Below are 14,491 nucleotides of genomic sequence, written 5' to 3'. Positions count from 1 at the left end.
TTAGGTGGCCAGCGCGCGCACGACAGCGTCAGCGCAAAGGGCCATCAAGCCGCCGGGCAGAAGGCCCAGCACCAGCAGGAGCGCGCCGTTAAGGGTCAGCACCACACGCACATCCGCCGGGGCGGACACGTTCGAGGCCGTCAACGGTGCGTCGAAGTACATGACCTTCACCACCCGCAGGTAGTAGAAGGCGCCGATCAGCGACATGATCACCGCGAACACCGCCATCGCGATGTACAGGGTCTGGCCTGAGGCCACCAACGCCTGCAGCACGGCCAGCTTGGCGTAGAAACCCACGAGTGGCGGAATACCGGCCATCGAGAACAGGCAGACGGCCATCACACCGGCGTACAGGGGGCTGCGCTGGTTGAGGCCGGCAAAGTCCGAAATTTCCTCGCTTTCGAAGCCTTCGCGGGCCAGCAGCAAGATCACGCCAAAGGCTGCCAGCGTGGTGAGCACATAGGTCACCACGTAGAACATCGAGGCGCTGTAGGCGTTCTCAACGGCCGTAGCATCCACATTGCCGTTCACCACACCCGACATCAGACCCAGCAGCACAAAGCCCATTTGCGAGATGGTGGAGTACGCCAGCATGCGCTTGAGGTTGGTCTGCGCGATGGCGGCCAGGTTACCCACGAGCAGTGAGCCAATCGCCAGCACTGCCAGCATTTGCTGCCAGTCGATGGCCAAGGGCAACAACCCGTCCACCAGCAGGCGGATGGTGATGGCAAACGCTGCCAGCTTGGGCGCGCCACCGATCATGAGCGTGACCGCCGTGGGAGCACCCTGGTAGACGTCGGGAATCCACATGTGGAAAGGCACGACACCCAGTTTGAAGGCCAGGCCGGCCACCACGAACACGAGGCCGAAAACCAGCACCTGGTGGCGAATCTGGCCCGAATTGACGGCCTTGAACACCTGACCGATATCGAGCGAACCCGTGGCACCGTAGATCATGGACAGGCCGTACAGCAGGAAGCCGCTGGCCATGGCGCCAAGCACGAAATACTTCATGGCCGCTTCTGTGGCCGTGGCGTTGTCACGGCGCAGGGCCACAAGCGCGTAGCTCGACAGGGTCAGCAGCTCCAGGCCCAGGTAGATCACGAGGAAGTTGTTGCCCGAGATCATGATGAACATGCCCAGCAGCGCAAACATCGACAAGGTGAACATCTCGCCGCCACGCATCATGCCGCGATCTGCCGCGTAGGGTCGGGCATAGACCAGCGTGATCATCATGGCCACCGTGGCGAAGCACTTGAGCCAGTTGCCCATGGCATCGCTCACCACCATGTTGCCAAACCCATAGAAGGTGTTGCCGCTGCTGGCGTACATGGCCTGCAATCCAGCCACCACGGCGAGCGTGAGCAGGGTGAGCACGTAGGTGGCGGTGCGGCGGGCGCTGTGCACGCCCAGGTCGACCAGCGCGATCACGCAGGCCATGGTCAACAGCACGATTTCGGGGTAAATCGCGAGCCAGCTGATGTTGTCAATCATCTTCTTGAATCTCTTAGTTCAGCTTGGACAGCGCAACATGCTTGAGCAGTTCCGCCACCGAGGTGTCCATCACGTCCGTGAACGGACGGGGATACAGGCCCATGGCCAGTACGGCAATGCCTAGCAAGGCAAGCACCAGGAATTCGCGGCTGTCGATGTCGGTCAGGCCCTTGACGTTGTCATTGCCCACTGGCCCCAGGTATACGCGCTTGAACATCCACAGCGTGTAGGCGGCACCAAAGATCAGCGCAGTGGCGGCGGCCAGACCGATCCAGAAGTTGGCCTTGACAGCGCCAAGGATCACCATCCACTCGCCCACAAAGCCGGCAGTGCCTGGAAGGCCGCAGTTGGCCATCGCAAACAGCAGCGCAAAGGCCGTGAAGTTGGGCATGGTGTTGACCACACCGCCGTAAGCGGCGATTTCACGCGAATGCACGCGGTCATACAGCACGCCAATGGACAGGAACATCGCGCCCGAGACAAAGCCGTGGGCAATCATCTGCACCAGACCGCCAGACACGCCCAGATCGTTGAAGATAAAGAAGCCCAGCGTCACAAAGCCCATGTGCGCCACAGACGAATACGCCACCAGTTTCTTCATGTCCTTCTGGACCATGGCCACCAGACCCACATAGATCACGGCAATCAGCGACAGGGCAATCATCAGCCAAGCCCACTCGCGCGAGGCATCGGGGGCGATGGGCATGGAGAAACGCAGGAAGCCGTATGCGCCCAGCTTCAGCATGATGGCGGCCAGCACGGCAGAGCCTCCGGTGGGCGCCTCCACGTGCACGTCGGGCAGCCAGGTGTGAACCGGCCACATCGGCACCTTCACGGCAAACGCCGCAAAGAAGGCAAAGAACAGCAGCGTCTGCGCCGTACGGCTCAGCGGCAACTGGTGCCACGTGGCAATGTCGAAGCTGCCGCCCGACTGGTTGTACAGGAAGATCAGCGCGATCAGCATCAGCAGCGAACCGAGCAGTGTATACAGGAAGAACTTGAACGCCGCGTAGATCTTGTTGGGGCCACCCCAGATACCGATGATCAGGTACATCGGAATCAGCGTGGCTTCGAAGAACACGTAGAACAGCATGCCGTCCAACGCCGTGAATACGCCAATCATGAGGCCCGACAGGATCAGGAAAGCCCCCATGTACTGGTTGACGCGCTCGGTGATGGACTCCCAGGAAGCCACCACGACGATGACCGTGATGAATGCCGTCAGCGGCACGAACCAGAACGAGATGCCATCCACACCCAGGTGATAGTGGATGTTGAAGCGTTCGATCCAGGCTGCCTTCTCGACAAACTGCATCGCCGCCGTGCCCAGCTGGAACCCATCGTACAGGGGTAACGTCACCAGGAAGCCAACCACGGCCCCCACAAGCGCCAGCCACCGCACCGCGCGGGCATGCTCATCCCGCCCAATGGCCAGCAGCAGTACACCGAAGGCAATCGGTGCCCAGATTGCAAGACTCAACAGACCCATTTGTTGTTTTCCTTATTTGATGAGCTGCAACAGAGCATCGCCCCAGACAAACCAGGTCATCAGCGCGAAGACACCCAGGATCATCACCAGCGCGTAGTGGAAGATAAAGCCCGACTGCATCCAGCGCACGATGCCGGAAACTCCACGCACCAACTTCCAAGAACCGTTCACGAGAGCGCCGTCGATGATGGCCTGATCGCCTACCTTCCACAGCCCGACACCCAGCGCACGAGCACCACGGGCGAGGATGTTCTCGTTGATCCAATCGAGGTAATACTTGTTCTCCAGCAAGGTGTAGAGCGGCTGGACACGTGCCTTGATACCCGCAGGCAGCGCAGGATTGACCATGTACATGTAGTACGAAGCAGCTACCCCCGCCAAAGCAAGCCAGAAAGGAGCTGTCTGCAGACCATGCAGTGCCATCCCCACCGGACCGTGGAAGATTTCTGCCAGCTTCGCCATGGCCGGGTGCTTGGCCGCATCGACAAAGATCACGTCCTTGAAGAAGTCACCAAACAGCATGGGCTGGATGAACATGAAGCCCACCACCACCGAAGGAATGGCCAGCAGCACCAGCGGCACCGTCACCACCCAGGGGGATTCGTGTGGCTTGGCATCGTGCCCGTGGTGATCATCATGACCATGGTGGTCGTCATGGTGCCCATCCGGGTTCTGGTCGTAGCGCTCCTTGCCATGGAAGACTAGGAAATACATGCGGAACGAATAGAACGCCGTGATGAACACACCAGCGAGCACGGCAAAGTGCGCAAAACCGGCTGCGGGCAGTTGGCTGAAGTGCACGGCCTCAATGATGCTGTCCTTGGAGTAGAAGCCCGAGAACAGCGGTGTACCGATCAACGCCAGCGAACCCAGCAGTGAGGTGATCCAGGTGATGGGCATGTACTTGCGCACGCCGCCCATCCAGCGGATATCCTGGTTGTGGTGCATGCCCATGATGACCGAGCCGGCCCCGAGGAACAGCAGCGCCTTGAAGAACGCGTGGGTCATCAGGTGGAACACGGCCACCGAGTAAGCCGATGCGCCCAGCGCTACGGTCATATAACCCAGCTGCGACAGCGTGGAATAAGCCACCACGCGCTTGATGTCGTTCTGGATGATGCCCAGGAATCCCATGAACAACGCCGTGATGGCACCAATCACGAGGATGAAATTCAGGGCCGTATCAGACAGTTCAAACAGGGGCGACATGCGCGCCACCATGAAAATGCCCGCGGTCACCATGGTTGCCGCATGGATCAGCGCCGAGATAGGGGTTGGACCTTCCATCGAGTCGGGCAACCACACGTGCAGCGGGAACTGGGCCGACTTGCCCATCGCGCCAATGAACAGGCAGATGCAGATCACGGTGATCAGCATCCAGTCGGTGCCGGGGAATGGCAGACCACCCAGTTCACCCGTCTTCGCGAACACTTCGCCGTAGTTCAACGTGCCAGCGTAAGCTGCGATCAAGCCAATGCCCAGGATGAAACCGAAGTCGCCCACCCGGTTGACCAGAAAGGCCTTCATGTTGGCAAAGATCGCCGAAGGCTTGTTGAACCAGAAGCCGATCAGCAGGTAAGACACCAAGCCCACGGCTTCCCAACCGAAGAACAGCTGCAGCAGGTTGTTGCTCATCACCAGCATCAGCATGGAGAACGTGAACAACGAGATGTAGGCGAAGAAACGGTTATAGCCGTCGTCCTCTTCCATGTAGCCAATGGTGTAGATGTGCACCATCAGCGACACAAAGGTCACCACGACCATCATCATGGCGGTGAGGCTGTCCACCAGGAAGCCCACTTCCATCTTCAGACCACCAACAACCATCCAGGTGTACAGCGTCTCGTTAAAACGCGCGCCATCGATCGCAACGCTCTTGAGCGTCATCGCAGACAACACGAACGCCACGAGCACGCCCAGGATCGTCAGGGTATGGCTCAGGCGTCGGCCTATCCAGTTACCACCAAAGGTCGTACCAAAGATGCCGGCCAGCAAAGCACCCGCCAGCGGAGCCAGTGGCACGGCCAGGAGCGTTGAAGCAGAGAGGGTTTGACTCATTCTTGAGAACCTTGGGAATACGGGTAGCCCATCAACCCTTGAGGGTGTTGAGGTCTTCCGCGTTGATGCTGGACTTGTTGCGGAACAGCAGCACCAGGATGGCCAGGCCGATGGCCGATTCGGCTGCCGCCACGGTCAGGATGAAGAACACAAACACCTGGCCGTGCATGTCGCCCAGGTAGTGGGAGAAAGCCACGAAGTTCATGTTCACCGCCAGCAGCATCAATTCGATGGCCATCAGCAGCACGATCAGGTTCTTGCGGTTCAGGAAAATCCCGATCACCGCGAGCGCGAACAACATCGCACCCAGCGAGAGAAAGTGTCCCAATGTCAGCGTCATGCTTTTTTCTCCTCGACGGCCGGCTCTGCCTGTGCCTCGTCCACCGGCTTCTGGGTCGCTGCGACCTTCACCACTTCCAGGCGGTCCGCAGCACGGACGCGGATCTGCACCGAAGGATTGATGGCCTTGCTGTCCTTGCGCTGGCGCAGGGTGAGCGCAATGGCGGCAATCATGGCCACAAGCAGAATCACAGCTGCGATTTCAACGGGATAAAGGTATTCGGTGTAAAGCAGCTTGCCCAACGCCTTGGTGTTCGAATACGGGACCACCTGCCCCGCAGCATCCACCATGGTGGCGACGGCCTTGGGCTCGTCCATGCCACGAAACCCGCCCATCAGCACAGCGGCCATTTCCAGCGCAATCAAAGCGCCTACCGTGGCGGCTAGGGGAAAGTGCTTCCAGAAGCCTTTGCGCACCGTGTCGATGTGAATATCAAGCATCATCACGACGAACAGGAACAGCACCATCACCGCGCCCAGGTACACGAGCACCAAGGCAATGGCGAGGAATTCGGCTTTGAGCAACAACCACACCGCCGCCGCCTGCGAAAACGCGAGGATGAGATAGAGCACGGCATGCACAGGATTGCGCGCAGTGATCACCCGGAAGGCGGCAAACAGCAGCACAACCGAGAAGAGGTAGAAGAAACCAGTCTTGGCGTCCATGAATCGGGTCTTTATAGAAAGTCTGGCAAAGAGGCTGAAGCCTGCACCGCTCAGCGGTACTTGGCGTCCGCAGCCTTGGCTGCCGCAATTTCGCCTTCGTACCGGTCGCCCACGGCCAGGAGCATGTCCTTCGTGAAATACAGATCGCCACGCTTTTCGCCGTGGTATTCAAAGATGTGCGTCTCCACGATGGAATCCACCGGGCAGCTTTCTTCGCAGAAACCGCAGAAGATGCACTTGGTCAGATCGATGTCATAGCGAGTGGTGCGGCGGGAGCCATCGGCACGGACGTCCGACTCAATCGTGATCGCCATGGCGGGGCAAACGGCCTCGCACAACTTGCAGGCGATACAACGCTCTTCCCCGTTGTCATAGCGGCGCAGCGCATGCAGACCGCGAAAACGGGGTGAAAGAGGCGTTTTCTCTTCCGGGAACTGCACAGTCACCTTGCGGCGAAAGGCATAGCGGCCCGTGAGGGCCATGCCCTTGAGCAACTCCACGAGCATGAAGCTCTTGAAGAAATCCTTGAACGAAAAAGGTGCAGCAGCAGCAACAGCAGTCATTTGTGTCCCCGCTTATTTCCAGATATTCCAAGGCGAGAGCAACCACCCGCCGACAAACAACAAATACACCAGCGTGACTGGAATAAAGATCTTCCAGCCCAGACGCATGATCTGGTCATAACGGAAACGGGGGAAGGTCGCCCGGATCCAGATGAACATGGACACCACAAGGAAGGTCTTGATACCCAGCCAGATCCAGCCGGGAATCCAGTTGAACAACGCACTGTCGATGGGGGGCAGCCAGCCGCCAAGGAACATCAGTGCAGCCAGGATGGAAACGAGCCACATGCTGGCGTACTCAGCCAGGAAGAAGATCGCAAAGCCCATGCCGGAATACTCCACCATGTGGCCGGCCACGATTTCCGCCTCGCCTTCCACCACGTCAAACGGGTGGCGGTTCGTTTCAGCAACCCCAGAGATCAGGTAGACCAGAAAAATGGGCAGCAGCGGGAGCCAGTTCCAGGACAGGAAGGTCAGGCCCTTATCCGCAGCCATGCCACGCCCCTGCCCCATCACGATTTCGGTCAGGTTCATGCTACCGGAGACCATGATCACGACCAGGAAGCAGAAGCCCATGGCAATTTCGTAGCTCACCATCTGTGCGGAAGCACGCAGCGCACCGAGAAAAGCATACTTGGAGTTCGAGGCCCAGCCAGCGATGATCACACCATAGACCTCGATCGAGGTGATGGCCATGACCAGCAGCAGACCTGCATTCACATTGGCCAAGGCCACATCGGGGCCAAAGGGAATAGCCACCCAGGCAGCCAGTGCCGGCATGATGGCCATGACAGGTCCCAGGACAAACAAGCCCTTGCTGGCCGCCGTGGGCTGGATGATTTCCTTGGTCAACAGCTTCAGCGCGTCAGCGATAGGCTGCAGCAACCCCATGGGACCCACGCGGTTGGGTCCATGGCGCACCTGCATGAAGCCCAGGAGCTTACGCTCCCACAGCGTGAGGTAGGCCACCGCACCCATCAAAGGCGCCAGGATACAAACGATCTTGATCAGGATCCAGAGCACCGGCCAGACGATGCCAGTCCACCACCCAAAAGAAAGCAGGTTCAGGCCCGCGTTGTAGATCGCGTCGATCATGCGGCCACTCCTTCACGTGCCATGCGCGCGTCGGCAGTGAGCTGCAGCGACGTGGAACGGCGCACCAGGCCGTCCAGTTGATAGATGGATGCGACCACGGGTTCACCTGCTGCGGCTGTCGCAGCGACTGGCACCGTCCTCACAGCGTTCGACATCTGAGCAGCCGCCAATTGCGTGACCGTGCCCGCTGGGGCATTCGTGGCACGGGCCAGCACGTCCTGCGAGGTTTCAAAGTCGAAGCCCGGCACACCCAGCAGATTGGCCAGAACGCGCAGAACCTTCCATGCAGGACGGGCGTCACCCAGAGGGCGCACCACGGCGTGGAAGCTCTGCAGACGGCCTTCCGCATTGACGAAGCTGCCAGACGTTTCGGTGAACGGGGCAATTGGCAACAAAACGTCACTGAACTCCATGTTGGCCTTGAAGGGGCTCAACGTGATCACCATGTCTGCACCAGACAGCGTGGCAGCAGCGCTGGCGCCCGCAGCGGAGTCGTACACCGGCTCAGTATTGAGCAACAAGGCTGCCTTCAGACCACCGGAAAGCATCTGGCCCGCATTCAAGCCACCATTGACAGGATGAGCCCCCACGAACTGAGCACCCACCGTATTGGCGGCTTCCGTCAGGTAGCCGACGGATGCCCCCGTGTTCTCACCAATCCAGTTGGCCAGCGCCAGCAATTGCGTAGCCTGTGCATGGTGCGCAGCTGCGTTGCCCAACAGCAGCGCCTTGCGTTCGCCACCCAGCAGGGTACGGGCGATCGCCAAGGCACCCTCGGTCACGGCACCTGCCCCCGCAGGCGCAGAAGCACCCTTTTCCTGCGCCACCGCAGCAGCGATGCCGCCAAGCGCCGCCACCCATTGGGCAGCAGGCTGCAGCAGGGAGTGTTTCACCGGCATTGCCCAGTCAGCCAGGGCCGAATCGACCACACTGACCTGACAGCCGTGGCGTGCTGCCTGGCGAATGCGCTGGGCGAACAACGGATGGTCCTTGCGCAGGTTGGAGCCCACCACAAGCACACTCTGCAACGTGGACAACGAGGCAATGGACGTGCCAAGCCAGCGGATACCTTCGGGCGCTGCAAATTCAGCATTGCGCAGGCGGTAGTCAATGTTGTCACTGCCCAGGCCACGCACCAATGCAGAAGCCAAGTACAACTCTTCGACCGTGCTGTGCGGACTGACCAGAGCGCCAATGCTGTTGGCGCCGTGGTCATTCTTGATGTTCTTCAAACCGTTGGCGACGTATTCCAGTGCGGTCTGCCAATCGACCTGCCTCCACACCCCGCCCTGCTTGAGCATCGGCTGGGTCAGGCGTTCGTCGCTGTTGAGCGATTCGTACGAGAAACGGTCACGGTCGGCAATCCAGCATTCGTTGACAGCCTCATTCTCGAACGGCACCACGCGCATGACCTTGTGGTTCTTGACCTGAACAATCAGGTTGGAACCGGTCGAATCGTGGGGGCTCACCGAACGGCGGCGCGACAACTCCCAAGTACGGGCGCTGTATCGGAAAGGCTTGCTCGTGAGCGCACCGACGGGGCAGATGTCGATCATGTTGCCCGACAGCTCGGAGTCCACCGTATCACCGGTGACCGTTGTGATCTCCGAGTGCTCGCCGCGATGGATCATGCCCAGCTCCATCACGCCAGCCACTTCCTGGCCAAAGCGCACGCAACGGGTGCAGTGGATGCAACGGCTCATTTCCTGCATGGAAATCAACGGGCCAACATCCTTGACAGGTACCACGCGCTTTTCTTCTTCGTAGCGAGAAGAAGAGCCGCCGTAGCCCACGGCCAGGTCCTGCAACTGGCATTCACCGCCCTGGTCGCAGATGGGGCAATCCAGCGGGTGGTTGATCAGCAGGAACTCCATGACCGACTGCTGGGCTTTGATAGCCTTGTCGCTCTTGGTGCGCACGATCATGCCCTGCGTCACCGGCGTAGCGCACGCTGGCATGGGCTTGGGAGCCTTTTCCACATCCACCAGGCACATACGGCAGTTGGCGGCGATCGAAAGCTTCTTGTGGTAGCAGAAATGCGGAATGTAGGTGCCCGCCTTCTCGGCCGCATGCATCACCATGCAGCCTTCGGCGACTTCCACTTTCTGACCGTCCAGTTCAATTTCAACCATATGTTTTCTCGCGATCAGACGGAGGTCGCGGCCTGCGGGGCCTTGTTCCGGATCAGTGCCTCAAACTCGGGACGGAAATGTTTGATCATGGCGCGCACAGGCATGGCAGCGGCATCGCCCAGCGCACAGATCGTGCGCCCCTGGATGTTGTCTGCCACAGAATTGAGCAGGTCCAGATCGCCTTCGCGCCCCTGACCGTGCTGAATACGGTCGATCACGCGCCACATCCAGCCCGTGCCTTCACGGCATGGCGTGCACTGGCCACAGGATTCGTGGGAATAGAAGTACGACAGGCGCAGCAGACTCTCGACCATGCTGCGGGAATCGTCCATCACGATCACAGCGCCCGAACCCAGCATGGAGCCAGCCTTTGCAATGGAGTCGTAATCCATCGTGCATTCCATGATGATGGAGGCAGGCAGCACCGGGGACGAGGACCCACCGGGAATCACTGCCTTGAGCTGGCGCCCCTTGCGCACGCCACCGGCCAGTTCGAGCAACTTGGCAAAAGGCGTGCCCATGGGCACTTCGTAGTTGCCGGGCTTTTCCACATCGCCCGAAACCGAGAAGATCTTGGTGCCACCGTTGTTGGGCTTGCCACACTCCAAGTAGGCTTGGCCGCCATTGCGGATGATCCACGGCACGGCCGCGAAGGTCTCCGTGTTGTTGATGGTGGTGGGCTTGCCGTACAGACCGAAGCTGGCAGGGAACGGCGGCTTGAAGCGCGGCTGGCCCTTCTTGCCTTCGAGCGATTCGAGCAGCGCAGTTTCTTCGCCACAGATATAGGCACCGAAGCCATGCGCCGCATGCAGCTGGAAGCTGAAGTTGCTGCCAAGGATCTTGTCACCCAGGTAACCGGCTGCGCGCGCTTCTTCCAACGCTTCTTCAAAGCGGTCGTAGGTCTGGAAGATTTCACCGTGGATGTAGTTGTAGCCCACAGAGATGCCCATCGCGTAGGCCGCGATGATCATGCCTTCGATAACGATGTGTGGGTTGAACTGAAGAATGTCGCGATCCTTGCACGTGCCAGGCTCGCCTTCATCGGAGTTGCACACGAGGTACTTCTGGCCTGGGAACGAGCGGGGCATGAAGCTCCACTTGAGGCCGGTGGGGAAACCCGCACCGCCACGGCCGCGCAGGCCGGATTCCTTGACAGTGGCGATGACCTGGTCCTGCGTGAGCGGTTCACCGCCATCGGTGCCCAGGATCTTGCGCAGCGCAGCATAGCCGCCGCGCGCTTCGTAGTCCTTGATGTTCCAGTTCGCACCATCCAGGCCCGCGTAGATCTGCGGGTTGATGTGGCGGTCGTGGAAGCAGGTCTGGACGCCCGTGGCCTGGAACTGCGAGAGGATCTGTGCAGCGGTGGTCATGCTTGTCCCTCCGCCGCACGCAGGCCGTCGACCAACTGGTCGAGCTTGTCGTTGTCCATGAAGCTGCACATCGTGCGGTCGTTGACCAGCATCACGGGCGCATCGGCGCAGGCGCCCAGGCACTCACACTGCTGCAGGGTGAACAGGCCATCGGCCGTGGTCTCGCCCATGGTCACACCAAGCTTCTTTTCAAGGTGGTGCAGCGCCTTCTGTCCGTCGCGCAGCTGACAAGGCAAGTTGGTGCACACGTTGAGCTTGTACTTGCCCACCGGCTGCTGGTTGTACATGTTGTAGAAGGTCGTGACTTCATGCACGGCGATCTGGGCCATGCCCAGATACTCGGCAATCACCGCTTCACTTTCAGCACTGACAAACCCCTGCTCCTGTTGCACGATAGACAGGCAGGCCATCACTGCAGACTGCTTCTGCTCGGCGGGGTACTTGGCCACTTCACGCGCAAAACGCGCGCGGGTCGATTCGGTAATCATCGGTCAATCTCTCCGAACACGATATCCATGGTGCCAATGATGGCCACGGCGTCCGCAATCATGTGGCCGCGAGCCATTTCGTCCAGCGTGGCCAAGTGCGCGAAACCAGGCGCACGGATCTTGAGGCGGTACGGTTTGTTGGCGCCGTCGCTCACCAGGTAGATGCCAAACTCGCCCTTGGGATGCTCCACCGCAGCATAAGCCTCACCCTCGGGCACGTGAAACCCTTCAGTGAAAAGCTTAAAGTGGTGGATCAACTCCTCCATGTTGGACTTCATGGATTCACGAGCGGGCGCAGCCACCTTGTGATTGTCAGTAATGACAGGACCCGGATTGGCTTTGAGCCAATCCACACACTGCTTGATGATGCGATTGGATTCGCGCATTTCCTGCACGCGCACCAGATAGCGGTCGTAGCAGTCACCTGTCTTGCCCACGGGCACATCGAAGTCCACACGGTCGTAAACATCGTACGGCTGGGTCTTGCGCAGGTCCCAGGCAATACCGGAGCCACGGATCATGGGACCGGTCATGCCCAGGTTCAGCGCACGCTCTGGCGGCACCACACCAATACCCACGGTGCGCTGCTTCCAGATACGGTTGTCGGTCAGCAGGGTCTCGTACTCATCTACGCAACCGGGGAAGCGCTTGGTGAAGTCGTCGATGAAATCAAGCAAAGAACCTTGGCGGTTCTGGTTCATGGCCTCCAGGGCCTTGGCGTTCTTGATCTTGCTGACCTTGTATTGCGGCATGGAGTCCGGCAGGTCACGGTACACACCGCCTGGACGGAAATACGCTGCATGCATACGCGCGCCAGAGACGGCTTCGTACATGTCGAACAGGTCTTCGCGCTCGCGGAAGGTATAGATCAGGATGGTGGAGCTGCCGCAGTCGTTGCCATGCGAACCCAGCCACATCAGGTGGTTCAGCAGGCGCGTGATTTCCGAAAACATCACGCGGATGTACTGCGCACGCAGGGGCACTTCCAGGCCCAGCAGCTTTTCGATGGCCAGGCAGTAGGCGTGCTCATTGCACATCATCGAAACGTAGTCCAATCGGTCCATGTAGGGCAGCGACTGGATGTAGGTCTTGTGTTCGGCCAGCTTTTCGGTGGCACGGTGCAGGAGGCCGATGTGCGGGTCGGCGCGCTGTACGACTTCGCCATCGAGCTCCAGCACCAAGCGCAGCACACCGTGCGCCGCCGGATGCTGCGGACCAAAGTTCAGGGAATAGTTCTTGATTTCAGCCATGGTGGTTCACATGGGGCGCGGGCGCCTTAGTGCAGGCCTCCGTACTTGTCTTCGCGGATGATGCGCGGCGTGATCTCCCGCGGCTCGATCGACACGGGTTCATAAACCACCCGGCGCAGCTCTGCGTCGTAGCGCATCTCAACATGACCAGACAGCGGAAAGTCTTTGCGGAAGGGATGGCCAATGAAGCCGTAGTCGGTCAGGATACGGCGCAGGTCGTTGTGGCCGTCGAACACAATGCCGAACAGATCAAACGCTTCGCGCTCGTACCAGTTGGCGGAGTTCCACAGGTCGGAGACCGAGGCCACCACCGGAAAATCATCATCGGCGCAGAACACCTTGACCCGCACACGCTGATTCAGACTGACGGACAACAGGTGCGAGACCACGCAATAGCGGGGGCCTTCACGCACGGCATCGGCATATGCCGAATAGTCCACGCCACACAAATCGATCAGTTGCTCAAAGCGGCAACTTTCAGTGTCACGCAACACGCGCATGGATTCGAGGTAATCAGCCGCATCAACGACCAAGGTGACCTCATCCAACGCCACCGTGATCTGACGCACCATCGCCCCCAGGGCGGCGGCAATATTGTCTTTGAGTTTTTCAGGCCGAATGGCAACAGCGGTCATCATCAACCCTTCAGACACGAGCAATGGTGTTGGTACGGCGAATCTTCTGCTGCAGCTGGATGATCCCGTAGATCAACGCCTCCGCCGTGGGCGGGCAACCTGGCACGTAGACATCCACCGGAACAATGCGATCGCAACCACGCACCACGGAGTAGCTGTAGTGGTAGTAACCGCCGCCGTTGGCACACGAGCCCATCGACAACACCCAACGCGGCTCGGACATCTGGTCGTACACCTTGCGCAACGCAGGCGCCATCTTGTTGCACAGCGTGCCGGCCACAATCATGAGGTCAGACTGGCGCGGGCTCGCGCGGAACACTTCCGCCCCAAAACGACCAATGTCGTAACGCGCCGCCGCAGCATGCATCATTTCGACGGCACAGCAAGCCAAGCCAAATGTCATCGGCCACAGAGAGCCGGTCTTGGCCCAATTCACCACCGAGTCGTAACTCGTGGTGATGAAGCCTTCCTTCATCACGCCTTCAATCATTGCATCATCCTTGTTGAGGCTCGCTCATTCCCAATCCAGGGCACCCTTTTTCCACTCGTAGGCAAAACCCACAACCAGAATGGCCAGGAAAATAACGACCGCCACGAAACCAGCGATCCCCACCTCATGCAGCGTCACCGCCCACGGGAAGAGGAATGCAATTTCGAGATCGAACAGAATGAAGAGAATGGCCACAAGGTAGTAGCGCACATCAAACTTCATGCGCGCATCCTCGAAGGCTTCAAAGCCACATTCGTAGGGAGAGTTCTTCGCGGCATCCGGGCGGTTGGGGCCCAGTATGTAGCCGAGTACAAGGGGGACAACGCCTACGGCGATGCCGACCAAGATGAACAAAAGGACGGGGAGGTACTGATCGAGGTTCATCTTGAGGATGTGCTCACCGCTGTGGCCTTGCCCGTCAG

14 protein-coding genes are annotated in these 14,491 nt (G+C 59.5%); all 14 read right to left on the bottom strand.

Going from position 1 to position 14,491, the window contains the following annotated elements:
* Genes nuoN through LPA35_RS23570 form a run of 14 tightly spaced genes read right to left on the bottom strand, consistent with a single transcriptional unit; the run spans window position 1 to window position 14,453 of the window.
* A complete protein-coding gene (gene nuoN / locus LPA35_RS23635) occupies window positions 1-1,494 on the bottom strand; it encodes an NADH-quinone oxidoreductase subunit NuoN (RefSeq protein WP_055393244.1) in 1,494 nt (497 codons plus the stop codon).
* A gap of 13 nt (window positions 1,495-1,507) precedes the next feature.
* Window positions 1,508-2,983 (bottom strand): NADH-quinone oxidoreductase subunit M, encoded by a 1,476-nt coding sequence (locus LPA35_RS23630; RefSeq protein WP_055393242.1) that lies wholly within the window; start codon window positions 2,981-2,983, stop codon window positions 1,508-1,510.
* Window positions 2,984-2,995: 12 nt separating this feature from the next.
* A complete protein-coding gene (gene nuoL, locus LPA35_RS23625; RefSeq protein ID WP_228899351.1) occupies window positions 2,996-5,041 on the bottom strand; it encodes an NADH-quinone oxidoreductase subunit L in 2,046 nt (681 codons plus the stop codon).
* Between the two features lie 31 nt (window positions 5,042-5,072).
* Complete coding sequence (nuoK, locus tag LPA35_RS23620) at window positions 5,073-5,381, bottom strand: NADH-quinone oxidoreductase subunit NuoK (protein ID WP_005793248.1); 309 nt, start codon at window positions 5,379-5,381, stop codon at window positions 5,073-5,075.
* Entirely contained in the window at window positions 5,378-6,046 is a 669-nt protein-coding gene (locus tag LPA35_RS23615; protein ID WP_055393238.1) for an NADH-quinone oxidoreductase subunit J, read from the bottom strand. Before LPA35_RS23615 ends, nuoK begins: the two co-directional genes overlap by 4 nt.
* Before the next feature lie 50 nt (window positions 6,047-6,096).
* Complete coding sequence (gene nuoI, locus LPA35_RS23610; protein ID WP_010463942.1) at window positions 6,097-6,609, bottom strand: NADH-quinone oxidoreductase subunit NuoI; 513 nt, start codon at window positions 6,607-6,609, stop codon at window positions 6,097-6,099.
* A 12-nt stretch (window positions 6,610-6,621) separates the two neighbouring features.
* Window positions 6,622-7,704, bottom strand: coding sequence for an NADH-quinone oxidoreductase subunit NuoH (gene nuoH / locus LPA35_RS23605; RefSeq protein ID WP_055393236.1), 1,083 nt, complete (start codon window positions 7,702-7,704; stop codon window positions 6,622-6,624).
* On the bottom strand, window positions 7,701-9,836 hold the full coding sequence (gene nuoG / locus LPA35_RS23600; RefSeq protein WP_121420709.1) for an NADH-quinone oxidoreductase subunit NuoG: 2,136 nt from the start codon (window positions 9,834-9,836) through the stop codon (window positions 7,701-7,703). Before nuoG ends, nuoH begins: the two co-directional genes overlap by 4 nt.
* A 14-nt stretch (window positions 9,837-9,850) precedes the next feature.
* Window positions 9,851-11,206: an NADH-quinone oxidoreductase subunit NuoF gene (gene nuoF, locus LPA35_RS23595; RefSeq protein ID WP_121420710.1), complete on the bottom strand. Its 1,356-nt coding sequence runs from the start codon at window positions 11,204-11,206 to the stop codon at window positions 9,851-9,853.
* Complete coding sequence (nuoE, locus tag LPA35_RS23590; RefSeq protein ID WP_055393230.1) at window positions 11,203-11,694, bottom strand: NADH-quinone oxidoreductase subunit NuoE; 492 nt, start codon at window positions 11,692-11,694, stop codon at window positions 11,203-11,205. Before nuoE ends, nuoF begins: the two co-directional genes overlap by 4 nt.
* Window positions 11,691-12,944 (bottom strand): NADH-quinone oxidoreductase subunit D, encoded by a 1,254-nt coding sequence (locus LPA35_RS23585; RefSeq protein ID WP_182119480.1) that lies wholly within the window; start codon window positions 12,942-12,944, stop codon window positions 11,691-11,693. The genes nuoE and LPA35_RS23585 overlap by 4 nt, the downstream gene beginning before the upstream one ends.
* A 26-nt stretch (window positions 12,945-12,970) precedes the next feature.
* Window positions 12,971-13,579, bottom strand: coding sequence for an NADH-quinone oxidoreductase subunit C (locus LPA35_RS23580; RefSeq protein WP_228899348.1), 609 nt, complete (start codon window positions 13,577-13,579; stop codon window positions 12,971-12,973).
* A gap of 10 nt (window positions 13,580-13,589) precedes the next feature.
* Window positions 13,590-14,069, bottom strand: a complete 480-nt coding sequence (locus LPA35_RS23575) for an NADH-quinone oxidoreductase subunit B family protein (RefSeq protein ID WP_007849129.1) — start codon at window positions 14,067-14,069, stop codon at window positions 13,590-13,592.
* 24 nt (window positions 14,070-14,093) lie between these two features.
* The gene (locus LPA35_RS23570) at window positions 14,094-14,453 is read right to left on the bottom strand and encodes an NADH-quinone oxidoreductase subunit A (protein WP_055393226.1); all 360 of its coding nucleotides are present in this window, start codon (window positions 14,451-14,453) and stop codon (window positions 14,094-14,096) included.
* Window positions 14,454-14,491: the final 38 nt, after the last annotated feature.

The sequence above is a fragment of the Acidovorax sp. Leaf73 genome (genome assembly GCF_916855635.1).
In the GTDB taxonomy this organism is placed as follows: Bacteria; Pseudomonadota; Gammaproteobacteria; order Burkholderiales; family Burkholderiaceae_C; genus Acidovorax; species Acidovorax facilis.
This window is presented reverse-complemented; position numbering and strand designations above follow the sequence as displayed.